Annotated in this window: 21 protein-coding genes and 1 pseudogene; 9 read left to right on the forward strand and 13 right to left on the reverse strand. The window is 62.6% G+C overall.

The annotated features are described in order from the left end of the window. Nucleotides 1-4: 4 nt before the first annotated feature. From urtD to GJ699_RS08565, 5 genes are read right to left on the reverse strand one after another with little or no spacing between them, the layout of a single operon-like run. Nucleotides 5-862: an urea ABC transporter ATP-binding protein UrtD gene (gene urtD / locus GJ699_RS08545; protein ID WP_229261999.1), complete on the reverse strand. Its 858-nt coding sequence runs from the start codon at nucleotides 860-862 to the stop codon at nucleotides 5-7. Then, nucleotides 859-1,932 (reverse strand): urea ABC transporter permease subunit UrtC, encoded by a 1,074-nt coding sequence (gene urtC / locus GJ699_RS08550; protein ID WP_154375024.1) that lies wholly within the window; start codon nucleotides 1,930-1,932, stop codon nucleotides 859-861. The genes urtD and urtC overlap by 4 nt, the downstream gene beginning before the upstream one ends. After that, nucleotides 1,929-3,503, reverse strand: coding sequence for an urea ABC transporter permease subunit UrtB (gene urtB, locus GJ699_RS08555; protein WP_154375026.1), 1,575 nt, complete (start codon nucleotides 3,501-3,503; stop codon nucleotides 1,929-1,931). The genes urtC and urtB overlap by 4 nt, the downstream gene beginning before the upstream one ends. A 55-nt stretch (nucleotides 3,504-3,558) precedes the next feature. Beyond that, on the reverse strand, nucleotides 3,559-4,815 hold the full coding sequence (urtA, locus tag GJ699_RS08560) for an urea ABC transporter substrate-binding protein (protein WP_154375028.1): 1,257 nt from the start codon (nucleotides 4,813-4,815) through the stop codon (nucleotides 3,559-3,561). Between the two features lie 22 nt (nucleotides 4,816-4,837). Beyond that, on the reverse strand, nucleotides 4,838-5,947 hold the full coding sequence (locus GJ699_RS08565; protein ID WP_154375030.1) for a porin: 1,110 nt from the start codon (nucleotides 5,945-5,947) through the stop codon (nucleotides 4,838-4,840). A 135-nt stretch (nucleotides 5,948-6,082) separates the two neighbouring features. On the opposite strand from GJ699_RS08565, the gene GJ699_RS35285 reads away from it, so the two are divergent. The 7 genes from GJ699_RS35285 to GJ699_RS08600 all read left to right on the forward strand — a co-directional run bounded on the left by GJ699_RS35285 (nucleotide 6,083) and on the right by GJ699_RS08600 (nucleotide 10,129). Then, nucleotides 6,083-6,766 (forward strand): PEP-CTERM sorting domain-containing protein, encoded by a 684-nt coding sequence (locus GJ699_RS35285; protein ID WP_154375032.1) that lies wholly within the window; start codon nucleotides 6,083-6,085, stop codon nucleotides 6,764-6,766. Nucleotides 6,767-6,909: 143 nt separating this feature from the next. Then, complete coding sequence (locus tag GJ699_RS08575) at nucleotides 6,910-7,329, forward strand: GNAT family N-acetyltransferase (RefSeq protein WP_229262000.1); 420 nt, start codon at nucleotides 6,910-6,912, stop codon at nucleotides 7,327-7,329. Nucleotides 7,330-7,429: 100 nt separating this feature from the next. After that, the gene (locus tag GJ699_RS08580) at nucleotides 7,430-7,852 is read left to right on the forward strand and encodes a hypothetical protein (RefSeq protein WP_154375034.1); all 423 of its coding nucleotides are present in this window, start codon (nucleotides 7,430-7,432) and stop codon (nucleotides 7,850-7,852) included. Nucleotide 7,853: 1 nt separating this feature from the next. Next, entirely contained in the window at nucleotides 7,854-8,309 is a 456-nt protein-coding gene (locus GJ699_RS35290; RefSeq protein WP_154375036.1) for a YcxB family protein, read from the forward strand. After that, nucleotides 8,306-8,533, forward strand: coding sequence for a hypothetical protein (locus GJ699_RS08590; RefSeq protein WP_154375038.1), 228 nt, complete (start codon nucleotides 8,306-8,308; stop codon nucleotides 8,531-8,533). The genes GJ699_RS35290 and GJ699_RS08590 overlap by 4 nt, the downstream gene beginning before the upstream one ends. A gap of 73 nt (nucleotides 8,534-8,606) precedes the next feature. After that, a complete protein-coding gene (locus GJ699_RS08595) occupies nucleotides 8,607-9,671 on the forward strand; it encodes a DNA topoisomerase IB (protein WP_154375040.1) in 1,065 nt (354 codons plus the stop codon). Between the two features lie 35 nt (nucleotides 9,672-9,706). Beyond that, nucleotides 9,707-10,129, forward strand: coding sequence for a hypothetical protein (locus GJ699_RS08600; RefSeq protein ID WP_154375042.1), 423 nt, complete (start codon nucleotides 9,707-9,709; stop codon nucleotides 10,127-10,129). On the opposite strand, the gene def is transcribed toward GJ699_RS08600, so the two are convergent. From def to GJ699_RS08630, 6 genes are all read right to left on the reverse strand, one after another. Beyond that, entirely contained in the window at nucleotides 10,130-10,666 is a 537-nt protein-coding gene (gene def, locus GJ699_RS08605) for a peptide deformylase (protein ID WP_154375044.1), read from the reverse strand. A 3-nt stretch (nucleotides 10,667-10,669) separates the two neighbouring features. Then, the gene (gene galU / locus GJ699_RS08610) at nucleotides 10,670-11,563 is read right to left on the reverse strand and encodes a UTP--glucose-1-phosphate uridylyltransferase GalU (protein ID WP_154375046.1); all 894 of its coding nucleotides are present in this window, start codon (nucleotides 11,561-11,563) and stop codon (nucleotides 10,670-10,672) included. Between the two features lies 1 nt (nucleotide 11,564). Beyond that, complete coding sequence (gene ligA / locus GJ699_RS08615; RefSeq protein ID WP_154375048.1) at nucleotides 11,565-13,904, reverse strand: NAD-dependent DNA ligase LigA; 2,340 nt, start codon at nucleotides 13,902-13,904, stop codon at nucleotides 11,565-11,567. Between the two features lie 9 nt (nucleotides 13,905-13,913). Then, a complete protein-coding gene (locus GJ699_RS08620) occupies nucleotides 13,914-15,080 on the reverse strand; it encodes a cell division protein ZipA C-terminal FtsZ-binding domain-containing protein (protein ID WP_154375049.1) in 1,167 nt (388 codons plus the stop codon). Further along, nucleotides 15,077-18,604: a chromosome segregation protein SMC gene (smc, locus tag GJ699_RS08625; protein ID WP_371867497.1), complete on the reverse strand. Its 3,528-nt coding sequence runs from the start codon at nucleotides 18,602-18,604 to the stop codon at nucleotides 15,077-15,079. Before smc ends, GJ699_RS08620 begins: the two co-directional genes overlap by 4 nt. A 90-nt stretch (nucleotides 18,605-18,694) precedes the next feature. Continuing rightward, on the reverse strand, nucleotides 18,695-19,321 hold the full coding sequence (locus GJ699_RS08630) for a phosphatase PAP2 family protein (RefSeq protein ID WP_154375051.1): 627 nt from the start codon (nucleotides 19,319-19,321) through the stop codon (nucleotides 18,695-18,697). A gap of 106 nt (nucleotides 19,322-19,427) precedes the next feature. On the opposite strand from GJ699_RS08630, the gene GJ699_RS08635 reads away from it, so the two are divergent. Beyond that, nucleotides 19,428-20,027 carry a glutathione S-transferase family protein gene (locus GJ699_RS08635; RefSeq protein ID WP_154375053.1) on the forward strand — a complete coding sequence of 200 codons (600 nt, stop codon included), beginning with the start codon at nucleotides 19,428-19,430 and terminating at the stop codon, nucleotides 20,025-20,027. On the opposite strand, the gene GJ699_RS08640 is transcribed toward GJ699_RS08635, so the two are convergent. Beyond that, the gene (locus GJ699_RS08640; protein WP_154375055.1) at nucleotides 20,028-20,915 is read right to left on the reverse strand and encodes a LysR family transcriptional regulator; all 888 of its coding nucleotides are present in this window, start codon (nucleotides 20,913-20,915) and stop codon (nucleotides 20,028-20,030) included. A 96-nt stretch (nucleotides 20,916-21,011) separates the two neighbouring features. Here GJ699_RS08640 and GJ699_RS08645 point away from each other — a divergent pair, with 96 nt between their 5' ends. Beyond that, nucleotides 21,012-21,638 carry a LysE family translocator gene (locus GJ699_RS08645; protein WP_154375057.1) on the forward strand — a complete coding sequence of 209 codons (627 nt, stop codon included), beginning with the start codon at nucleotides 21,012-21,014 and terminating at the stop codon, nucleotides 21,636-21,638. A 6-nt stretch (nucleotides 21,639-21,644) separates the two neighbouring features. Here the strand turns inward: GJ699_RS08645 and GJ699_RS08650 are convergent. After that, nucleotides 21,645-23,248: pseudogene (locus tag GJ699_RS08650) on the reverse strand (DUF1631 family protein); the annotation flags it as partial.

Genomic DNA, 23,248 nt, shown 5'->3' on the forward strand with positions numbered 1-23,248 from the left:
CGCGTCACCGTCCCAGATAAACTTCAATCACCCGCTCATCGGCCTGCACCTCGGCCATGCGGCCTTGCGCCAGCACCGAGCCTTCGTGCAGCACCGTCACCGTGCCCTGTTGGGCGATTTCGGTGACGAAGGCCATGTCGTGTTCCACCACCATGATCGAATGCTTGCCGCGCAATTCGTTCAGCAGTTCCGCCGTGCGCGCCGTTTCAGCGTCCGACATGCCGGCCACCGGTTCGTCCAGCAGGATCAACTGCGGTTCCTGCATCAGCAGCATGCCGATTTCCAGCCACTGCTTCTGGCCGTGCGACAGCAGGCCGGCCAGGCGCTGCTCGCTGCCGTTGAGGCGAATCAGCTTGAGGATTTCGTCGATCTTGCCGCGCTGTTCGGACGACAGCCGCGCGAACAGCGTGGGCCGCACCCGCTTGTCCATCTTCATCGCCAGCTCCAGGTTCTCGAACACCGTGTGCTGTTCGAATACCGTCGGCCGCTGGAATTTGCGGCCGATGCCGGCGTGGGCGATTTCATGCTCGCTCATGCGGCTCAGGTCCATGGTCTGGCCGAAGAAGGCGGTGCCGGAAGTCGGCCGCGTCTTGCCGGTGATGACGTCCATCATGGTGGTCTTGCCGGCGCCGTTAGGGCCGATGATGCAGCGCAGCTCACCGACCGAAATATCCAGGCTGAGTTTATTCAGCGCGCGGAAGCCGTCGAACACCACGCTGATCTCTTCCAGATACAGGATAGCGCCGTGCGTGGTGTCCAGCCCTTCGCCGGCCACGCGGCCGTATGATGGGCCTTGCGCGCCGATGATGTCCGGGCCGGTCTCTTGTTTCAAACGTTCGTCCAGATGTTCGTTGACACTCATGCCTGCTCCTTGCGTACCAGACCGGCCAGACCGCGCGGCAGATAGCGCGTCACCAGAATAAAGATCAAACCCAGCGCGAACAGCCACAGGTCCGGGAAAGCGCCGGTGAACCAGCTTTTCAGGCCATTCACCGAGAACGCGCCAATCACCGGGCCAAGCAGCGTGCCGCGACCGCCGACCGCCGCCCAGATCACCATCTCGATCGAATTGGCCGGCGACATTTCGGACGGATTGATGATGCCAACCTGCGGCACGTACAGCGCACCGGCGATCCCGCACAGCACCGCCGACAGCGTCCACACGAAAAGCTTGAACCACAGCGGGTTGTAACCGATGAACATCAGCCGCGATTCCGAATCGCGCACCGCCTGCAGCACGCGCCCCAGCTTGGACTTGACGATCCAGCGGCACAGCACCAGCGCGCCCACCAGCACCGCCAGCGTCACCAGGTACAGCGTGGCCTTGGTGCCGGGCGCGCTGATCGAATAACCGAGGATGCGCTTGAAGTCGGTGAAGCCGTTATTCCCGCCGAAGCCGGTGTTATTGCGGAAGAACAGCAGCATGAAGGCATAGGTCATGGCCTGCGTGATGATCGAGAAGTACACGCCCTTGATGCGCGAGCGGAAGGCGAAGAAGCCGAACACGAAAGCCAGCACGCCCGGCACCAGGACCACCAGCGCCAGCGACACCCAGAAGCTGTCGGTGCCGCTCCAGTACCACGGATAGGATTTCCAGTCGAGGAAGACCATGAAGTCCGGCAGGTCGCTCTGGTAGACGCCATCGCGGCCGATGGCGCGCATCAGATACATGCCGTGCGCGTAGGCGCCCAGTGCGAAGAACACGCCGTGGCCCAGCGACAGGATGCCGGCATAGCCCCACACCATGTCCAGCGCCAGCGCCGCCAGCGCGTAGCACATGAATTTGCCGATCAGGCTCACCATGTAGCTCGGCACGTGCAGCGCATGACCGTCCGCAAAGAAGAGATTCAACAGCGGCAGCGCCGCCAGCACCACCACGCCGGCGGCAATGCCGCTCCAGGCGCGACGCGAAAACAGGGATGGATGATTCATTCTGCGCTCCTGCCTTTCATGGCGAACAGCCCTTGCGGACGCTTCTGGATAAAGATGATGATGAAGATCAGGATGGCGATCTTGGCCAGTACCGCACCGGCCACCGGCTCCAGGAATTTGTTCGCTTCACCGAGGCCCAGCGCGGCGATCACGGTGCCGGCCAGTTGGCCGACGCCGCCCAGCACCACCACCATGAACGAGTCGACGATGTAGCCCTGGCCGAGATCCGGCCCCACATTCCCCAACTGCGACAGCGCCACGCCACCCAGGCCGGCGATGCCGGAGCCGAGGCCGAAGGTCATCATGTCGATCTTGGCCGAGGACACGCCGACGCAGCCGGCCATGCGGCGGTTCTGCATCACGGCGCGCACGAACAGGCCGAGACGCGTTTTATTCAGGATCAGCCACACGCCGGCCACCACCAGCAGCGCGAACACAATGATGGCGATGCGGTTATACGCCAGCACCAGTGAGCCAAGCACGGTCACGCCACCCGACATCCAGGCCGGATTGGACACTTCCACGTTCTGGGCGCCAAAGATGCTGCGCACCGCTTGCATCAATATCAGGCTGATGCCCCAGGTGGCCAGCAGGGTTTCCAGCGGACGGCCATAAAGCCAGCGAATCACCGTGCGTTCCAGCGCGATGCCGACCAGCGCGGTCACGATAAACGCGGCCGGCAGCGCGGCGGCCAGATACCATTCGATCGCATCCGGCATCCAGCGGCGGAAGGCCATCTGGCACAGGTAGGTGGTGTAAGCGCCGATCATCAGCAGCTCGCCGTGCGCCATGTTGATGATGCCCATCAGGCCGAAAGTGATGGCCAGGCCCAGTGCGGCCAGCAGCAGCACGCTGGCCAGCGAGATGCCGTAAAAGACATTGCCAACGAATTCGGTGCGCGCCAGGCGGCTGTCCAGCGCCTGCAGCGTGTGGGCGGCGGCCACGCGCACGCCCTCGTCGGCGTCGCTGGTGACCATGGTTTGCAGCGTCGGGCGCAGATTGGCGTTGCTGCTGTCGACCAGCGCCGCCACTGCGGCCTGGCGCTTGACGGCGTCCGGCGATTGCAGGTTGGCGGTGGCGGCGACCAGTTGCAGCAGTTCGCGGATGTCGGTGTCCTTCTCCTGCGCCAGGGCCTTCTCGATCAACGGCGCTTGCGCCAGTGTGGCGCTCTTTTGCAGTTCGGTGACGGCGGCCAGGCGCTGCGCACGGTCGGGCGAGAACATCTTCAGCGCGGACATCGCTTCTTCGATGGCGCCGCGCAGGCGGTTGTTGATCATCACACCGTCCAGACCTTCGGGCATGGGACCGGTGGCGCCGGTGGCAACGTCGGTGGCTTTGTCATCCGCGACGAAGTACAGTTTGCCGTCGGGCGTGGCGTAGACGTCGCCGTTCTGCAATGCGGTCAGCAAGTGCGTGGCTTCGTCGGTGGCCAGTGCGCCGATTTTGGCGATGGCGGCCACGCGCGCGTCCGGATCGTCACCGGCCAGCGGTGCCAGCACGGCGGGATCGATCGCCGCACGCGCAAAGCCCGCGTACAGCAGGCAGGCAAGGAGCAGGAGTTTTTTCAGCATAGAGATTCCTCAGGTGAAGCTGCCCCGCGCGCGGTGTGCGCACGGGGCTTGGGGATTACAGCTTTTGCTTGCCCTCGTTACCCGGGATGTACGGGCTCCATGGGTTGGCGCGCACCGGACCTGGCGTTTTCCAGACCACGTTGAACTGGCCATCCGGACGGATCTCGCCAATGAACACTGGCTTGTGCAGGTGATGGTTGGTCGCGTCCATGGTCAGCGTGAAGCCCGACGGTGCTTTGAAGCTCTGGCCGCCCATCGCCGCGATCACTTTGTCGGTGTCGGTCGATTTTGCCTTCTCCACCGCTTGCGCCCACATGTGGATGCCGACGTAAGTCGCTTCCATCGGGTCGTTGGTCACCACGGTGGCCGCGTTAGGCAGCTTTTTGGCGGCGGCGTAGGCTTTCCATTTTTTGATGAAGTCCGCGTTCACCGGATTCTTGATCGACTCGAAGTAGTTCCATGCCGCCAGGTGGCCGACCAGCGGTTTGGCATCCACGCCGCGCAGTTCTTCCTCGCCCACCGAGAACGCCACCACCGGCACATCGGTCGCCTTCAGGCCGGCGTTGCCCAGCTCTTTGTAGAACGGGACGTTGGAGTCTCCGTTGATGGTCGAGATCACCGCGGTCTTGCCACCGGCCGAGAACTTCTTGATGTTGGCGACGATGGTCTGGTAATCCGAGTGGCCGAACGGGGTGTAGACTTCATCGATATCGGCGTCCTTCACGCCTTTGCTCTTCAGGAAAGCGCGCAGGATTTTGTTGGTGGTGCGTGGATAAACATAGTCGGTCCCCAGCAGCACGAAGCGCTTGGCGCCACCGCCTTCTTTGCTCATCAGGTATTCGACCGCCGGAATCGCCTGCTGATTCGGCGCGGCGCCGGTGTAGAACACGTTTTTCTCCAGCTCTTCGCCTTCGTACTGCACCGGGTAGAACAGCAGCGAGTTCAGTTCCTTAAACACCGGCAGCACCGACTTGCGCGACACCGAGGTCCAGCAGCCGAACACCACCGATACCTTGTCCTGTGCGATCAGGCCACGCGCCTTTTCCGCGAACAGCGGCCAGTTCGAGGCCGGGTCCACCACCACCGCCTCCAGCTTCTTGCCCATCACGCCACCCTTGGCGTTGATTTCATCGATGGTCATCAGGGCCACGTCTTTCAGCGACGTTTCCGAGATCGCCATGGTGCCGGACAGCGAGTGCAGGATGCCGACCTTGATGGTGTCGGCGGCGTGGGCTTGCGCACCGGCGGCCAGCAAGGCGGTTGCAGCGGCGATGCGGCTCAGGGTGCCGATAAAGTTACGACGATTTTGCATGGGTTAGCTCCGTGGTGGTTAATCAGTATTGCAGTTGCAGCGCGATCTGGAACTTGTCCGTGTCGGCGGCGCTGGTGATCTTGGTCTTCGAGTACACGGCGCTGATCTGCGCGTTGTAGCCGTCGATGATGTAGTTGGTGCCGACATCGAACTGCTTGGTGTCGATGTTGGTGTCGGCGGCGAACTTCTGCCAGCGCACGAAGGGCTGGAATTTGCCCCAGCCGGCTTTGTCTTCAAAGATGTAGGAGGCGCCGGCCGAATAAGCCTTGCCTTGTTCGGCCAGGATGATGCCGTCGGTGTCGTACTTGTACCAGGCCGCTTCCACCGCGAACGCGCCGGCGCCCTTGAGGCGCTTCTCCAGCAGGAAGTCGACGTTCCACGACTTGTAGTCGCCCACTTTGCCGGTGGTGAGGATACCGTCTTTCTGCGAGCGGCCGGCCACGCCGATCGCCAGGATGTCGGCGCCGCCCAGGTAATTACCGGTGCCGTAGTAGCCTGGTTCCGGGTCCCAGAAATCGTATTGCACGCGGCCGGCGTACATCAGCGCGTCGTCGGCCTTAACGCCGGCGGCCTTGGCTGCCGATTGGGTCAGCGAGCCGATACCGAAGGTGTGGCCTTCGAAGGCGCCGAACGAGTAACCGAGGCGACCGCCGTCGCCGGCATTGCCCCACACGACCACGCCGTCATCGCGGCCACGGAAGATACCGCCGTTGTAGCCGTAGCGCGAAGCCACGCCGGCCCAGTAGCCGCCGCCCAGCGAGTAGTAGGGGCCTGCCATGTTGGCGCGGTCGGAAGGCGACAGCAGACGGCCGGCCCAGATATTCAGCTCCGGCGAGATCGCGAATTGGCCGGCGGCGTCCAGCACGCGGATCTTGTCGCCGTCCCATTCGGTGTTGAACATGCCCTTGATGTTCTTGTTCAGCGAAGCGCCGAAGAACAGGCGGCCGCTGTCCAGATTAAAGTCGCTGGAGCGGCCGCCGTCAGGGGCGCCGCCTTCCGCGCTGGTGTAGCTCTCGCGCAGACCGAAGCCGACGCTGACCGACTTGTCGTCGCCCATATTGATCGTCGCGCCGGCCCAGGCATTGCCCACCGCCGCCACAGCCACCGCCAGCACTACCCTCTTCAACGCCATCTTGCTCTCCCGTCTTGGTTTTGGATGAGACAAGATTAACTAGGCGACAATCTCCGAGGAATACGTTGAATGACGTAGTGGCGTGGCGGGTACAAACCAAGGGTTACATTCAACCCAACAATTGAAGTACTATATGTGCAACACTTTTTAGCAACAACAATCGTCCGCTTCATGACCATTCGCCGCACCCTTTTTACACTCATCCTAATTGTTAGTTGCTTCAGCAATGCTCACGCCAGCCTTATATCGCGTGATTTGGCCCACAGCGGCGACGGGCTGCTCACCTATGACAGCCAATCCGGATTGGAGTGGCTGGATCTGACTCAGTCGACAGGATTGACCTTGGTCAGTATCGCGCACGAGACGGCGGCAGGCGGACGCTATGAAGGTTTCCAGTTGGCGAACCTGGAAACCGTGAAGGCCCTGTTCTTAGACGCCGGATGGACAGGCAACTATGGCGAGGCGACCGATACCGCGAACGTGGTGGCCGCATATTCACTGGTGACCATGCTGGGCATGACCGCCAATTTCGGATCCGAGGCGGAAGGCGCGCAGATAGCGATCGGCCGGGTATCAGACGTGTTAGCCGGACCGGGAACCACCACCTCTATTCATGTGGACTACGATTACTCCCGTCCTGCCAGGGCGACCGCTTATTATTCCCTCGCCCCTTGGACATCCGAATCCGGATCGCAGGCAATCGGCGCGTTCCTGTATCGTCAGGCAGCCGTTGTTCCCGAACCCACGACAGTCAGCCTGCTTGCCGCTGGCCTCATGTTGCTCATCTGGCGCAGCAGGACAGTCGGGACTCGCGCATGAGAGCTCACTTAGTCGTTCTGACTTGTCTCCTGTTTTCTAGAGAGTGAAAGCATCAACGCTGTGCGGGCTTTATGCGACGAAGTTATCCCCGAAGGCTGTCAGGGAGCCGATTACGGCCATCCATGATAACCAGCATACTCGCCATGACCAAATTCCGACAAGCGACCACTGATGACATTCCAGCGATGTCGAAGATCCGGCTGGCCGTGCGGGAGAACATGTTGCCCGACCCGAGCCGCATCACCGAGCAGATGTACCGCGACTATCTGGAATTGCTGGGGCGCGGCTGGGTAGCCGAGACGGAAGACGGCATCGTCGGCTTCAGCTACGCCAACAGTACGGATTCGTCGATCTGGGCGCTGTTCATCGCTCCCGAACACGAGGGACGCGGATACGCCAAACAGCTGCTGCAACTGGCCACCACTTGGCTATTCGAACAGGGCAACGACTGCGTGCGTTTAAGTACCGGCAAAGCCACCAGGGCAGACCGCTTCTATGCCGCGCAAGGATGGCTGCGCGAGCGGGAGAACGCCACTGACGTCTTTTACCAGCTCACTAAATAGCACCTACGAAGATTTGCCTCCTTTTACCCGCTTTGTCGCCTCGGCCTGAGGTAGGCCGCATTATCATCAATGTCCCCGACAGTGTATAAAGGATTTGTTGATGAGCTATGATTTGATGGTATTCCTGCCAGCTTCCGCCCCCGCAGACCGCGAGGAATTTATGGATTGGTACGATGAGCAGACCGAATGGGATGAAGGTCATTCCTATCACGATCCAATCGTCACCGCGCCCTCGCTGAGTGATTTGTTCAAGGAGCTGGTGGAGACTTTTCCAGCAATGAACGGACCGTACGCGAAAAGCGACTTGCCAACCGATGAGACCACGCTTGCCGATTACTCGATCGGCAAGCACGTTATTTATATTTGCTTTTCCTGGCCCAAGGCCGAACAAGCCTACGCCGAGCTGCATCGACTCGCGGCCAAGCACAAGGTAGGCTTCTTTGACGTCAGCTCTGATACCGGCGCGGTATGGCTGCCGAACGCGGATGGCCAACTGAAGATCGTCCACGAACAGCAGGAATAACGTGGAACGCATTGCTTTCGGCGGCAGCCTAACCCGTCCACAGTTCTCGCTGGTTCAGCGGCTGCTGATATGCCAATGGCGCCCGATGACTATAATGCTCTTGTCCGCCGTCGCATACGCGCAGATTCTGAACTGGTGGATGGCCGCATTGATATTTGCGGCCACATGGAGCCTGATGTACGTCATGCGCGCCCGCCAATGGCGGCAGTTACAAGCGAGTGATCAGCATCAGATCACAGGCAATATCAGCGAGCAAGGGCTGGAGTGGAATACACCGATGACGAGCACCAGGCTACCATGGCAAAAGATCATCAAAGTTCGCCAGCATCCAGACATGCTGCTACTCTTCTACAGTGCGAATTGCGCGCTCTATCTCCCCAAGAGCTTTTTCGCCAGCGAACAGGCATGGAATGAGGCAAAACAGGCCATAATTCTATTTTCGAGAGGACCATCATGACGATTTTTGCAGCACCGGTATTCGATGCTACCGTGATTTACGAAGGCCACGAACTGTTCAAAGGTCAGGGCGCCGCCAAGGGCTGGGCCGAAAAGCTGGCCAAAGAGCTGGAATGCGAGATCGGTGTCGAGAAGTTCGGCACCGGCTGGGTGTTGACCGGCACCGTGGACGGCACGCCGTGCAAATGGCACGTTTACGGCCAGCGCCTCAAACGCATGGACTAATCGTGCGCTAGCGCACATCGTCGCTCCGCAAGGGCGGGTAGCATTTGCCTACCCTGCCCCTCCGAGGTTTGCGATGAAGCGTGAAGACATTCCCCTGGCTCCGGTGGCCGCCAAACTGGCGGGCCTGCGCTACGTCCATGACGACCAACCGGGCATCGCCCGCCGCCCGCGCGGCAAACAGTTCCGCTACCTAGATGCCGACGGCGCCGCCGTCACCGATGAGGACACGCTGGCGCGCATCAAGTCGCTGGTGATTCCACCGGCGTGGCGCGATGTCTGGATCTGCAAACACCCGCTGGGCCATCTGCAAGCCACCGGCCGCGATGCGCGCGGCCGCAAACAATACCGCTATCACCCGCGCTGGCGTTCGCACCGCGATGAGGCCAAGTACGAACGCATGCTCAGCTTCGGCAAGGCGCTGCCGGCGATCCGGCGCGCTGTGGATGAAGCGCTGCGCAAGCCCGGCCTGCCGCGCGAAAAAGTCATCGCCACCATCGTCTATCTGCTGGAGGCGACGCTAATGCGGATCGGGAACGAGGAATACGCACGCGAGAACAAATCCTTCGGCCTCACCACACTACGCGACCGTCATGTGCGGCTGGATGGCAGCACGGTGATGTTCCGCTTCCGCGGCAAAAGCGGCGTGCATCATGCGGTCGAGGTGCATGATCGGCGGCTGGCCCATATCATCCGCAAGGCGCGCGACTTGCCAGGGCAGGAGCTGTTCCAGTATGAGGACGACGACGGCAACCGGCACGCCATCGACTCGGCCGACGTCAACGATTATCTACAGGAAGTGACAGGCGCCGATTACACCGCCAAGGATTTCCGCACCTGGGCCGGCACCGTGCTGGCGGCGGTGGCGCTGCGGGAATACGAAAAATACGACTCACAGGCGCAAGCCAAAAAGAATGTGGTGCAGGCGATTGAGGCGGTGGCCAAAAAGCTCGGCAACACGCCCACCATCTGCCGCAAGTGCTACGTGCATCCGGCCGTGATCGAATCCTACCTCGACGGCACCATGCTCAACACCCTGCGCCGCCGCGCACGCGAAGAGCTACAGGAAGACCTGCACGCCCTGCGCCCCGAAGAAGCCGCCGTGCTTGCGCTGCTCCAGCAACGCCTGCAACGCAATTAGCAGCGCGCGCGGCAAACGGGAGTAAAATCCTGTAGATGTTGAAACCTCTGCCTTTCCCGATCCGTAAAGAGTGCCCGCCGGGCGCTTGCGTGTGCGGGCGCGATGAGTTGCTGGCGGCCTGGGAGCAGGCGCCAGATGGTGCCGATATCCGCGTGCTGCGCCTCACCCGCGAGGAAGAGAAGCGCCTGATCGAGCGCATCGAGACCATCGAAACCTATGAAGATCTTGGCCGCGTCAAGCAGCGCTTGCAGGAGCTGCTGGGGATTACGCTGACCATCACGCCGTCCGCGCGCGGCGTCAGCACCGTGATGGGCTTATCGATCAAGCTTGATGAGCAGCCGGGCCTGTGCCGCAAGACGCACGAGGCGCTGCCCGCCGCCGTGCGCCGCTGCTTCCGCAACCATCCCGACATCGTCTACGCGCTGTTGAACGCGCGCGACCTGCTCGGCTCAGAATAATCAATCGTCGTCGTTGGGATCGAGTTCGGGAAACATCACCTCGGTGAAGCCGAACTTGGAAAAATCGCGGATGCGCATCGGGTACAGTTTGCCCAGCAGGTGGTCCACCTCGTGCTGCACTACGCGCGCGTGGAAGCCGTCGACATCGCGCCGGATCGGCTGCTGGTGTTCATCCACGCCTTCGTAGCGCAGCTTGACGTAGCGCGGCACGCTGCCGCGCAGGCCTGGCACCGACAAACAGCCTTCGAAGCCTTCTTCCATTTCGTCGGACAATGGCGTCAGCACGGGATTGATCAATACCGTTTCCGGCACTTGCGGCGCGTCCGGATAACGCAAATTCTGCTTGAAGCCGAAGATCACCAGCTGCAGGTTGACGCCGATCTGCGGCGCCGCCAGCCCGGCGCCATTGGCCGCGTGCATGGTGTCGAACATGTCGGCGATCAGTTGCTTCATGGCCGGCGTATCGAACTCGGTCACCGGTTCGGCCACGCGCAGCAGGCGCGGATCGCCCATCTTCAGGATTTCTCGTACCGTCATCGCCTATTCCCCTTTGATCTCGCATTGTATCTCGCGCAGGAAGCGGCAATATTCATCGCCGGTTTCCAAATGCTTGAGGCCCATCGCTGTAGTAGCCTTGAGGTAGCCCAGCTTGGAGCCGCAGTCGTAGCGCGTGCCGTCATAGCGATAGGCCAGCACGCGTTCATGCTGCATCAGCGCGGCGATGCCATCGGTCAGTTGGATTTCGCCACCGGCGCCCTTGCCCAGGTTTTCCAGATGATCGAAGATGCGGCCGGTCAGCACGTAGCGCCCCACCACTGCCGACGTTGATGGCGCCTCTTCCGGCAGTGGTTTCTCGACGATGCCATGCACCAGTTCCAGCTTGGGCTGATACGCGCTGGCGCTGACGATGCCGTACTGGCGCGTGGCGGCGCGCGGCACTTCCTGCACCGCCAGAATGCTGGAACGCTCGCGCGCATACAACTCGGTCATCTGCGCCAGCACCGGCTTGACGCCATCGTCGGTATCCATGAAGTCATCGGCCAGCAGCACAGCGAACGGCTCATCGCCCACCACCGGTCGCGCGCATAGCACCGCATGGCCCAGGCCCAGCGGTGCCGACTGGCGGATGTAGATGCAGTTGACGTGCTTGGGGATCACGTTCTGCACCAGCTCCAGCAGTTGCCGCTTGTTGGCGGCCTCCAGTTCCGACTCCAGCTCATAGGCGGTGTCGAAGTGGTCTTCGATGGCGCGCTTGTTACGGCCGGTGATGAACACCATGTCGGTGATACCCGCCGCCACCGCCTCTTCCACCGCATACTGAATCAGCGGCTTGTCGACGATCGGCAGCATCTCCTTCGGCTGCGCTTTGGTGGCGGGGAGAAAACGGCTACCGAGACCGGCAACCGGGAATACAGCTTTGCGAATTTGGGGCATATTATTTTTGTGCGAGTAGGTCTAACAGGCCGGCTTCGTCGAGGATGGTCACTTCCAGTTCCTGCGCTTTGGCCAGCTTGCTGCCGGCATCAGCGCCGGCAACGAGATAATGGGTTTTCTTGGAGACCGAACCGGAGACCTTGCCGCCTTCCGCTTCGATCAATGCCGCCGCCTGGTCGCGGCCCATATTGGGCAGCGTGCCGGTGAGGACGAAGGTCTTGCCGGTCAGGTGGCCTTCAGTGGCCACGGTTTCCGGCAACTGCGCCAGCAGGTCTTCGCGCAGCTTGTGCAGCGCCTGCACCTGCTCGCGATGGCCCGGCTGCGCCATCCACTGCTCCAGCGCCTCGGCCACCGCTGCCGGCAGGCCGAATACATTGAATACCTGCAGATAGCCCAGCGTCTCCAGCGTCACGCCTTCCTCGATCAGTTGCTTGCTGCGTGGTTCGGTCAGTTTGGGGATCGCCAGCGCCGCCAGCAATTTGATCGGGTCCAGCTTCTCGCGCAGCTTGGCGCTCGGCGCATGCTCGCCTTGCGGCGCCACGCCGGCCGCCAGCAGCGCGTCGATGGCTTCCTGGTTCTTCGGTTCAGCGAAAAAGTCCGCGATCGACTCGGCCACGGTGCCGCCGATGTCCGGCAGCACGCGCAGCAGCGCGGCCGGCACGCGGCGAATCAGGTCGAATCGGCCCAGCCAGTCGGCCAGCGTCTTGGCGGTCGACTCGCCAACGTGGCGGATGCCAAGCGCGAACAGCATGCGTTCCAGCGGCGGCTTCTTGCTGGCCTCAATCGCTTCCAGCAGATTCTCCGCCCACTTGGTGGCGATCTTGCCCTTGACGACCGTTTCCGGCGTGGTGCCGTCGCGTTCATCGGCCAGGCGCTTCATTTCCAGCAGATCTTCCAGCTGCAGCGCGTACAAATCGGCCACACGCTGTACCTTGCCCCATTCGACCAGACTGTCGATGTAGCGGTCGCCCAGACCTTCGATGTCCATCATGCGGCGACCGGCAAAGTGGCGGATCGCCTCCTTGCGCTGCGCGGAGCAGAACAGGCCACCGGAACAGCGCGCAATCGCCTCGCCTTCTTCGCGCACCACGTGCGAGCCGCACACCGGGCAAGTCTTCGGCAGCACATACGCCGCAGGTTCCGGCGACGGACGCTTGTCCAGCACCACCGCCAGCACTTCCGGAATCACGTCGCCGGCGCGGCGCACGATCACGGTATCGCCCACGCGTACGTCCTTGCGGCGTACTTCGTCTTCATTGTGCAGCGTGGCGTTGGTGACGTTGACGCCACCGACGAACACCGACGCCAGACGCGCCACCGGCGTGATGGCGCCGGTGCGGCCCACCTGCACCTCGATCGCCTGCACCACCGTCAGCGCTTCCTCGGCCGGGAACTTGTGCGCCAGCGCGAAACGCGGCGCGCGCGAGACGAAGCCCAGCGTGCGTTGGTCCTGCAACTGATTGGCTTTATAGACCACACCATCGATTTCGTACGGCATGGTCGGACGGGCTTCGCCAATCTGCTTGTAGTAGGCCATCAGACCATCGTAGCCGCGCACCACCGTGGCTTCCTTCGCCACAGGCAGGCCAAGCTGGCGATACCAGTCCAGCAGCCCTGAGTGCGACGACGGCATCTCGGCACCTTCCAGCGCGCCGATACCGTAAGCGAAGAAGCTCAGCTTGCGCGACGCGGTGATGCGCGAATCCAGCTGGCGCAGGCTGCCCGCTGCCGCGTTGCGCGGATTGACGAATTCCTTTTGCCCGGCTTCGCGCTGACGCGCGTTCATCGCTTCGAAATCGCGTTTGAACATCAGCACCTCGCCGCGCACATCGAGAATGGCGGGCGGATGATCGGTGTTCAGGCGCAGCGGAATACTGTGGATGGTGCGGATATTGGCGCTGACATCCTCGCCTGTGTAACCGTCACCGCGCGTGGCGGCCTGGGTCAGCACGCCGTCGATGTAGCGCAGGTTGATGGCAAGGCCGTCGTACTTCACCTCGGCCGCGTACTCGATCTGCGCCGCCGTATCCAGCCCTTCGCGCACGCGGCGGTCGAAGTTCTCGATATCCTCATCCGTAAAGCCATTGTTCAGCGACAGCATCGGCACCGTGTGCGTGACCTGATCGAACTGCGGCAGCGGCGCCGCGCCAACGCGCTGGGTTGGCGAGTCCGGCAGCGCCAGCTCGGGATGCGCCGCTTCCAGCTGCTGCAGCTCGATAAACAGCTGATCGTATTCCGCGTCCGGGATGGTGGGCGCGTCCAGCACGTGATAGGCGTGCAGGTGACGGTTCAGCTCCGCGCTGAGTTGCTCGATGCGCGTTTTGAAATCTACTTCCGACATCACGACACCTTAGCTGAACAAACGCAGTGCGCGGGTGGAACCGGCCGGGATGTCGGCATCGTTCATCTCGGTGTAGAAGTCCTGCACCTGGCCGGCGATTTCGGTCAGCGCGGCATCGGACAGCGGCTGGTTGTAATCGTCGACGATGGTGGCGTCAAGGCGAGCCACCAGCGTCCTGGCGCAAGCGACCATGGCGCCGAAGCCGTCGCGTGCCGGCGCCACGCATGGCACGTCCAGCAGCAGCGTCAGACGACCGGTGGTTTCCTCGGCCGGCGTCACATTGGTGGACAGCGAGAACAGGAAGCCGCCGTCACCGTCCGGCATGACGAAACGGCCGTCCGGACGCACGTCGAAGCCCTGCTTCTCCAGCGCGCCGATCAGCGTGTTGATGGCCCATGGCGCGCCATTGGTTTGCAGGTTGACGCCCAGTTGCGCGTCGTGACCGGCGACGAAGCGGTGCAGATTGCGCGCTTCGGCCATCACTTCCATCATGTCCGGAATCGCTGGCTCGGCGCCGATTTCGTCGGCCATGGCGCGCAGGCGCGTCACCAGTTCCGAGTATTCCAGTTCGTTCAGCGCGGTGCTGCGGCTGGCCAGCTGCACACCGCCTTGCAGTTCGGTGTAAACGCCGCCATAGCCGATCGGTTCCCAATCGCCGCTGACGGCCTTGCCGATAAAGTGCACCGGCTTGTTGCCGACCATGCGCAGGGTTTGCAGCACCGGCAGCAGCTTGTCGCCACGCGCCGGGGCTTCCAGCGTCAACGGCAGCAGGCAATCGATCAGCGGATCGACCAGCGCCGTGGCCTGTTCGGCGGCGGCGGCCGATGCGGCCTTGGCGCGCGCGGCCAATTCCTCGTCGCTGGCCGGCTTGCCGGCTTCGTCGTCGGTGCTGAATTCGGCGGCCACCGCGCTCAATGCGGCGGCTGCGGCGGAAGCTTCGCCACCGGCCAGGCCGGGTGCCGCGCTGTCCAGTGAGAAGCTGGGCTCCTGGCGCGCATGCGGCGCCGCTGGCGTCTCGGCCACTTCGCCGGTGCGCATCAGCACATCGTCATGGTCGGTCGAGAAGGCGCGTTCCACGCTCTTCTTGGCTTTGTATTCCTGGATTTTGTTGTACGTGAAGACGCCGGCGACAAATACGCCGGCGGCTGCGAGTAGACTGAGTTGAAGGTCTGTCATGCTGCTTGTGCCTCGGAAGCGAAATTTGCGGCGGATTCCATATCCACCGCCACGATGCGCGATACACCCTGCTCCTGCATCGTCACACCGATCAGTTGATTGGCCATCTCCATCGCAATCTTGTTGTGCGAGATGAAGAGGAATTGAGTATGTTCCGACATGCGTTTGACCATGCGGCAGAATCGTTCGGTATTGGCGTCGTCCAGCGGCGCGTCGACCTCGTCGAGCAAACAGAACGGCGCCGGATTCAGGCGGAACATCGAGAACACCAGCGCGGTCGCGGTCAGCGCTTTTTCGCCGCCGGAGAGCAGGTGGATGGTGGCGTTCTTCTTGCCCGGCGGCTGGGCCATGACCTGCACGCCGGAGTCCAGAATTTCATCGCCGGTCATGATCAGCTTCGCCTGGCCGCCGCCGAACAGAATCGGGAACAGCTCGGAGAAGTGACCGTTGACGCGGTCGAAAGTGTCTTGCAGCAGATCGCGCGTTTCCTTGTCGATCCGCGTAATGGCGTCTTCCAGGGTACGAATCGCCTCCTGCAAATCCGCGTTCTGCGAGTCGAGGAAGTTCTTGCGCTCGGACGCGGTGGCCAGTTCGTCCAGCGCCGCCAGGTTGACCGCGCCCAGCATGGAGATCGCATTGGTCAAACGCGTGACCTCGCCCTGCAGATAGGACGCCTTCATGTCCGGATGCAGCTTCTCGGCCAGCGCCACCTCGTCGGCCTGCACTTCGGCCAGCTGCGCGGCGAACTGCTCCTGATTCAGGCGCGCGGCCTGCTCCTTCAGTTGCAGCTCCATGATCTTGTCGCGTTGCGGTTGCAGCGCGCGCTCGGTCGACATGCGGCCTTCCTCGAACATGCGCAGCTGCTGCGCGATCTGATCAAGTTCATGGCGCGCGTCGGACAGCGCTTTTTCCTGGCCGCTGCGGCGATCCAGCAAGTCCTGCAGGCCGTCGTTGGCGCTGCCCTGCTCCAACCCTTCCAGCTCCATGCGGCCAGCTTCCAGGCTTTCCGTCACCTGCGCCGCCTGCGCGGTGGCGGTGGCGATGTTGCGGCGGTATTCCTCGATCTTGCTGCGCTGGGTCTTTTCCGCGAACTGCACTTCCTGCGCGGCGCGCTCCAGATCGCGCAGCGCTTCGCGCGCATCCGCCAGGCGCTGCTCTTTCTGCATAAAGTCGGTCTGGCCATCTTCGTGCGTGCCTTGCAGTTCGCCCAGTTCCATGTCCAGCTGCTCGAACTTTTCCTCGGACTCCAGCTTGATCTGGGTCTGCTCTTCTTCCTGCGCGGTGATTTCAGCGAGATCGGTTTCGATCTGCGTACTGCGCTGGTTGAAGCGCGCTTCAATCTCGGTCAGCTTCACCACATCGATCTGCAGCGTGTGCACCGAAGATTGCAGGCTTTGCAGCTTGGCGCGGTAGTCGGTCAGGCGACGCGTCAATTCAGTGACGGCGGCATCTGCACGCACCGAGCGCGCGCGCGCTTCGTCGGCCAGCATTTGCTGCGCGCGCAGCTGCTTGGTGATGTTGTCGATTTCCTGCTGGCGGCCCAGCATGCCGTCCTGCTCGGAATCGGCGGCGTAGAACCGCACACTGCCCGGCGTGATGACGTGGCCCTGGCGCGTGACGATGCGGCCGCCCGGTGGCAGCTTGCCACGGTCGGCAAACGCTTCGGCGGCATCATCGGCCAGATAGACGTTGTGCAGCCAGTCCTGCAGCAGACCGCGCAAACCGGGATCGTTAATCTTCAGCAGATTCAGGAACGGCTTCAGGCCCGGCGCTTCCACCGCCGGCGGCGGCACAGCAGTTGATGGCGCGTACAGCGCCAGCTTGGCCGGCGGCGCGTCGCTGAAGAACGCCTTGGCCCAGTCGATGTTCGACATCTGCAGCGCCGAAGTACGCTCGCGCAGCACCGATTCCAGCGCCTGTTCCCAGCCGGCTTCGATATTCAGCTTCTGCCACAGGCGCGGCAGCGATTCCAGCTCATGCTTCTGCAACCATGGCGTGACCTTACCCTGGGTTTGCACGCGCTCCTGCAACTGGCGCAGCGCGTTCAGACGCGCTTCCAGCTGAGCGTTGGCGGTGGTTTCGGCGTTGACCTGCTGCTGCGCTTCCTGGCGTTCCTGTTCCAGCTTGGGCTGCTGCTCCAGCGCCTCTTCCAGCATGAAGCTCTGCTCTTCCAGCGCCTGCTGCTTCTCTTCCAGCTGCAGGCGCAGATTCGACAGATGCGTACTGTCCGGCATACTCAGGCCGCTCTTCTCCTGCACCAGGCGCTCGCGGCGCACCGCCAGGCTGTTGAGGATGTTGTTGGCGTTGCGCTGATGCGCCGACTCCAGTTCCAGCTGCTGCTGCGCCTGCATGATGCGGGCGCGCGATTCGGTGCTGCGGGTCTGCGCTTCCTTCCACGCCTGCTCCAGCATCGGCAGCGACTCCGCCTTTTGCTCGGCCATGATCTGCGATTCCTCGACCTTGGCGCTCAGCTCTTCCAGCGTGAACTCGGCTTCCGCAATCTGCTCGCTGGATTCGCTGACCTGGCGCTGCCACTGATCGCGCTGCGCGGTCAGCGCCGCCAGCTGCGATTGCAGGCGGCTGCGCGACTCGACCACGAACTTGATCTGCGCTTCCAGGCTGCCGATTTCGGCGTTGGTCTGATACAGCGCGCCCTGCGCGCTATGCAGACGATCGCCGGCGGCAAAGTGCGACTGGCGCATCTGCTCCAGCGAAAGCTCGACGTTGCGCAGCTTGGCGGTTTGCTCTTCCAGATCGTTCTGCGCCTGCTCGACGTCGCGGAAGTATTTTTTCTGCTCGTTCTCGGCCTCGATCTTGCGCAGCAGCCAAAGCAGCTTTTGCTTCTCTTCCTGATCGGCCTGCAGCTGATGGAACTTGGTCGCAACGGCGGCCTGGCCTTCCAGCTTTTCCAGATTGGTATTCAGCTCGCGCAGGATGTCTTCCACGCGCAGCAGATTCTCGCGCGTGTCGTGCAGACGGTTCTCGGTTTCGCGGCGGCGCTCCTTGTATTTCGAGACGCCGGCGGCTTCCTCCAGGAACACGCGCAACTCTTCCGGGCGCGATTCGATAATCCGCGAAATCATGCCCTGGCCGATAATCGCGTAAGCGCGCGGACCGAGGCCGGTGCCGAGGAAAATGTCCTGGATATCGCGCCGGCGCACCGGCTGGCCGTTGATGTAGTAAGTGGACGTGCCGTCGCGCGTCAGCGTGCGCTTGACCGCGATTTCGGCGTACTGGCCCCACTGGCCGGCGGCCTTGCCGGCGTTATTGTCAAACACCAGCTCCACCGACGAGCGTCCGGCTGGCTTGCGGTGGGTCGAACCGTTGAAAATCACGTCCTGCATCGACTCGCCGCGCAGCTCGGACGCCTTGGATTCGCCCAGCACCCAGCGCACCGCGTCGATGATGTTCGACTTGCCGCAACCGTTGGGACCGACCACGCCGACCAGCTGACCCGGCACCTGAAAATTGGTGGGATCAACGAAAGACTTAAATCCCGACAATTTGATGGAAGATAGACGCACGTTGTTAACTGGTGTGTGGGCTGGAAAATTTCACAATAATACCATTTAGCGCATCATATCAGGCCGAAAACGCAGCTGGTAACACCATTGTCAGCGCAGTCGTGACCGGGGGCCATACCAGATGGCGCTGGTGTAGGGTTGATCGCGGCCGGACAGGTAAAGTGCGGCCTTGGTGATCCAGCGCTCGGTGGGGACCGGCTTGAACTGCGGAGCTACCACCAACACCGGCAGGCACAGCATAACCAGCATGCGGCTGAAAGTCAGGTCGCGCTCGGCGCTGGCATACCAGATGAAGGCAAACGCTACAGCCAGACCCAACAGGCAACCGGTATAGGCTTCCGACGGCGAATGCGACCAGGTGTAAATGCGTGACAAAGCAATCAGCACCGACAGCACGACGCCGACGGCGGGACCGAGATGGCGCTGCCACGACGGCAGGGAGCGCGTCAGCAAGAAGCCGAGCACCGGAAACACGGCAGCGGCGCGCATGGCATGGCCGCTAAAGCCGGCAAACTGCAGCGACGCCACACCGATGCCCCAACCGATGAAGGCCAGCTTGCTGGCCACCACCAGCGCCATGCCGGCGCCGTACAACGCGGCCCAGATGATGGACAGACGCCAGGATTTACCGGTCAGCAGCCAGACCATGATAACGATGCCGATCGGACCGGTCACCGCCACACTGCCTATCACACTCAACCAATGCCACCACATCATGTCACTCCCATTTTTGCACCGCACAACACATTAAACCACATGCTGAGTAATTGTAACGGAAAATTGCCGCACATCAACACCATCCTGGCATGGCATACTGGCGCATATGCTGACCATACTCGGAAAATCGACCTCCATCAACGTCCGCAAAGTGCTGTGGACCTGCGCCGAAATCGGCGTGCCCTATCAACATGAGCTGCACAGCAGCGAGATCGCGCGGTTGAACCCGAATGCGATGGTGCCGGTCATCATCGACGACGGGCAAGCGCTGTGGGAATCCAACACCATCTGCCGCTACTTGGCGGGCCAGCACGGCCGCAGCGACCTGCTGCCGACCGAAGCGATGCCGCGCGCGCAGGTGGAAAAATGGATGGACTGGCAAGCCACCGAGCTGAACAACGCCTGGCGCTACGCCTTCATGGCGTTGGTGCGCGGCAGCGCGGCGCATGCCGACGCCGCCGCCATCGCGCACAGCGCCGGCGAATGGAACCGGCTGATGACGATGCTGGATGCACAACTTGCCACCACTGGCGCCTGGGTCTGCGGCGACAGCTTCACACTCGCCGACATTGTGCTCGGCCTGTCATTCAACCGCTGGCGCTGCACACCGATGACGCGTCCAGCGCTGACTGCCTTACAGGCCTGGGCTGAGCGCCTCGACCAACGCCCGGCCTGGCGCCAGCACGGCGCCAACGGCATCCCCTGATCACCGCGCGCCGAAATTCTCCACCACGAATTCAACGAACGTGCTCAGCTTGGGCGTGGTCTGCCGGCTGCGCGGATAGATTAAGTGCAACGGCCGGAGCGGCGGCATATAGTCCCGCAACAACGGCACCAGGTCGCCGTCAGCAATCTCCTTCGCCACAACGACTTCAGCCAGCATCGCCAGGCCAAAGCCATGCATCGCCATCTGCTTGAGTGCGGTGCCATTGTTGCAGCGGAAGCGACTGGGCTGCGGCGACGGCGCCCCTTGTCCAGCGGCCCCCAGACGCCAGCGCACCACACGCCGCCAGTGCAGGAAGTCCAGACATTGGTGATGCGCCAGCTCCGCCGGCGTGCGCGGCGTGCCGTGCTCCCGCAGATAGGCAGGCGAAGCGCAGATCACCATGCCATATGGTTTGAGCGGCCGCGCGATCATGCTGGAGTCGTCGAGCCGGCCGATACGGATGGCGGCGTCCAGCCCCTCTTCCACCATATCCGAAATCCGTTCGCTGAGCTCCAGGTCGACACTGACGTCGGGATGCGCGCTCATATAGGCCGGCAGCAGTGGCGCCAGCAAGGCGCTGCCAAAGGCCACCGGGGCACTGATGCGCAAAATCCCGCGTGCACCGCTGCCCATCGCCAGCGCGCCGGACTCCGCGCTCTGTACGTGGGCCAATATCTGACGGCATTGTTCGCAGTATTGTTCGCCGATCTCGGTCAAGCTTTGGCGGCGGGTGGTGCGGTTGATCAGCCGCGCGCCCAGGCGTTGCTCCAGTTCGGCGACATGCTTGCCGACCATGACCACCGACATCTCAAACATCCTGGCGGCCGCCGTGAAGCTCCCCGCCTCCGCGACACCGACAAATACCTCCATGCTGCGCAATCGGTCCATGATTATGAATCACTGGTTAAAAATGTTATTCATAGTAGACCATTTACGTTGCGATGGTTTAAAACGATACTAAGTCTTTCCTCTCTGGAGTGCGCGATGAGCTTTTCGACCTGGCTACTATTTTTGACCGTATCGCTGGCGGCGGCCTTCAGCCCGGGGCCGGGCGTGCTGATGGCAATTTCCACCGCGTCCAGCCAAGGCGCGCGCCGGGCGTTTTTCAGTTCGGCAGGCAATGCGTTGGGTGTCTTTATCGTCGCCACCACGGCGGTCACCGGACTCGGCGTGGTGTTAAAAGCGTCCGCGCTGGCGTTTGGCCTGTTGAAGCTGGCGGGCGCGGCCTACCTGGTCTATCTGGGCATACGGGCGTGGCGCAACGCCGGCCAACCAAGTGCTGTGCCAAGCGCGACGGGGCCGGTGGAAGAAAGCCGGCTGCGCACTTTTCGCGCCGGGCTGCTGGTGGCGGTGAGTAATCCCAAAGCGATTCTGTTCTTCACCGCCGTGTTCCCGCAATTTATGCCGCCCGACCATGTCGATCCCTTGCGCTTCCTGCTGCTGACTACCACCTTCACGGCCTGCACACTGATCTCGCACTTATTCTATGTTAGCTGCGCGGCTTGGCTGAAACGCAATGTGGCCAGCAGCGCCAAACGGCGCCGTCTGGCCGGCCGCACTACCGGCCTGGTGTTTATCGGCATGGGTGGCGCGGTGCTGAGCGTGCGTTAACTACACTCAACCGGCGGCGGCCGGCGTGGCGATGGTGGCGTCGTTGTCGGCGCCGCGCGCCAGCGCCTGGGCCAGCGCGACGGTGACCACGCCATCGGCGCGCAGTACCTGGGCGCTGCCATCGCGGAAACGCTTGGCCAGCTCGTCGCCGGACATGGAGAAGGCTTCCTGCCGCGCCGCGGTGGAGAAGATGTACAGCGTGCGGCGCGGGCTGATCCACGCCAACTTGACTTTGCGGGCGCTGCCGTCGTCCTGTTCAAACTCCAGCCACATGCCGCGCGTCAGACTGTCGACTTCGATGATGGCGTCTTCTTGCTGCGGATCGGGCGGCGCCTGCTTTTCAGCTTCGGCGTCGGCCTTGGCTTGCTGCTGCAGCCGGCGCTCGGCGGCCTGCTGCGCCACCTGCATGGCGATTTCCACTTGCCGCTCGGGCGACATGTCGATCGGCGCACGCACGATGGAGGCGTGGCATTCGGCCAGTTCGGCAAAGAATTGCAGCCGGTCGGCGTCCTGCCATTTGATGACGTCCAGCCATTTGTTCAGCGTGGACAGCAGGCCCGGCAATTTGGCGATCAGTTGTTTGCGCTCGTCGGCGCTGACTTTGGGACGGACGCTCCAGATCAGGTCGTCCATGGTTTGGGTGGCGTTGTTGACGGCGCCGGGCTTGTCGTCTTCGATGCTGTAGGCGATGGTCAGCACCGAGACCCAGCGCTGTTCGAGGAAGGCTTCGACCACGGCAATCACTTCGCCGCTACCGATGCGCAGCGCGACGGCGTTTTTGGCCAGCTTGGTCGATTCCGCCATCTTCTCTTGCTTGAGGGCGGCGGCGATCGGGGCGGCGATGGCGGCGGCGGCGGCTTTTTCCTCGGCCTGGATTTGCGCTTCGAGTTCGTTGACGGCTTCGGTGAAGACGGTCAGTTCCTGCTCGTAGTCACGGCCAACCCGGTCGACGCTGCGCTGCATGGCCTGGAACAACGGATCGTCCGGGCCTTTGCGCTGCTCCCAACCCATGCGCGAGAGCACTTCCAGCAGGCGGCGCGCCGGATGGGCTTCCTGGAAGAAGAAGTTTTTGTCGACCAGCGCGGCTTTCAGCACGGGAATTTGCAGGAAGCGGATCAGTTCGCGGATTTCCGGCGAGATGCTTTGGTCGCGGAATACGGTGTCGAACACGGCGGACAGCAGGTCGATGGTGCTTTCGTCGGCGCGCGACAGGCTGCCCTGCGGCATCGCTTGCTTGAGGTTGGGCAGGTAGAACACATTGGGTGTCGCTTCGCCCCCCTCGGTGCCGGCGGCCGCCGGCGCTATCTGCCCGCCCGAGGCGGCGGCGAGTTTGCCGATGGATTCGTAGGGGATGGCTTTTTGTAGCTCGGCAAGGTAGGCCAGCAGCGGTTCTTTGGCGTGGACTTGCGACAGGCGCTGTAGTTCTTCGTTGCTCAGCGTGCCGGTGTGGAAGCCTTGCGCCGGGCCTTGGGTCCAGACGCCGCCCACCGGCAAGCCGAGTACGCCCGCCGCACCCACGCCGGCGCCGGCGACGAAGCCACCACCGATGCCGCTCGGTGCGCCGTGGCCGGGCATGGCGCCGCCGACCGCGCCAACCGCGCCGGGCGTGC

The organism is Duganella guangzhouensis, from assembly GCF_009674535.1.
GTDB classification, from domain to species: Bacteria; Pseudomonadota; Gammaproteobacteria; order Burkholderiales; family Burkholderiaceae_D; genus Rugamonas; species Rugamonas guangzhouensis.

Excerpts from the sequence above, each read along its gene's own strand:
- urtD (WP_229261999.1), bottom strand. The coding sequence starts at position 862 with ATGAGTGTCAACGAACATCTGGACGAACGTTTGAAACAAGAGACCGGC.
- galU (WP_154375046.1), bottom strand. The coding sequence starts at position 11,563 with ATGCCCCAAATTCGCAAAGCTGTATTCCCGGTTGCCGGTCTCGGTAGC.
- GJ699_RS08645 (WP_154375057.1), top strand. The coding sequence starts at position 21,012 with ATGAGCTTTTCGACCTGGCTACTATTTTTGACCGTATCGCTGGCGGCG.
- urtC (WP_154375024.1), bottom strand. The coding sequence starts at position 1,932 with ATGAATCATCCATCCCTGTTTTCGCGTCGCGCCTGGAGCGGCATTGCC.
- GJ699_RS08595 (WP_154375040.1), top strand. The coding sequence starts at position 8,607 with ATGAAGCGTGAAGACATTCCCCTGGCTCCGGTGGCCGCCAAACTGGCG.
- GJ699_RS08640 (WP_154375055.1), bottom strand. The coding sequence starts at position 20,915 with ATGGACCGATTGCGCAGCATGGAGGTATTTGTCGGTGTCGCGGAGGCG.
- GJ699_RS08620 (WP_154375049.1), bottom strand. The coding sequence starts at position 15,080 with ATGACAGACCTTCAACTCAGTCTACTCGCAGCCGCCGGCGTATTTGTC.
- GJ699_RS08630 (WP_154375051.1), bottom strand. The coding sequence starts at position 19,321 with ATGATGTGGTGGCATTGGTTGAGTGTGATAGGCAGTGTGGCGGTGACC.
- ligA (WP_154375048.1), bottom strand. The coding sequence starts at position 13,904 with ATGTCGGAAGTAGATTTCAAAACGCGCATCGAGCAACTCAGCGCGGAG.
- def (WP_154375044.1), bottom strand. The coding sequence starts at position 10,666 with ATGACGGTACGAGAAATCCTGAAGATGGGCGATCCGCGCCTGCTGCGC.
- GJ699_RS08580 (WP_154375034.1), top strand. The coding sequence starts at position 7,430 with ATGAGCTATGATTTGATGGTATTCCTGCCAGCTTCCGCCCCCGCAGAC.
- GJ699_RS08575 (WP_229262000.1), top strand. The coding sequence starts at position 6,910 with ATGACCAAATTCCGACAAGCGACCACTGATGACATTCCAGCGATGTCG.
- urtB (WP_154375026.1), bottom strand. The coding sequence starts at position 3,503 with ATGCTGAAAAAACTCCTGCTCCTTGCCTGCCTGCTGTACGCGGGCTTT.
- urtA (WP_154375028.1), bottom strand. The coding sequence starts at position 4,815 with ATGCAAAATCGTCGTAACTTTATCGGCACCCTGAGCCGCATCGCCGCT.
- GJ699_RS08635 (WP_154375053.1), top strand. The coding sequence starts at position 19,428 with ATGCTGACCATACTCGGAAAATCGACCTCCATCAACGTCCGCAAAGTG.
- GJ699_RS08590 (WP_154375038.1), top strand. The coding sequence starts at position 8,306 with ATGACGATTTTTGCAGCACCGGTATTCGATGCTACCGTGATTTACGAA.
- GJ699_RS08565 (WP_154375030.1), bottom strand. The coding sequence starts at position 5,947 with ATGGCGTTGAAGAGGGTAGTGCTGGCGGTGGCTGTGGCGGCGGTGGGC.
- GJ699_RS08600 (WP_154375042.1), top strand. The coding sequence starts at position 9,707 with ATGTTGAAACCTCTGCCTTTCCCGATCCGTAAAGAGTGCCCGCCGGGC.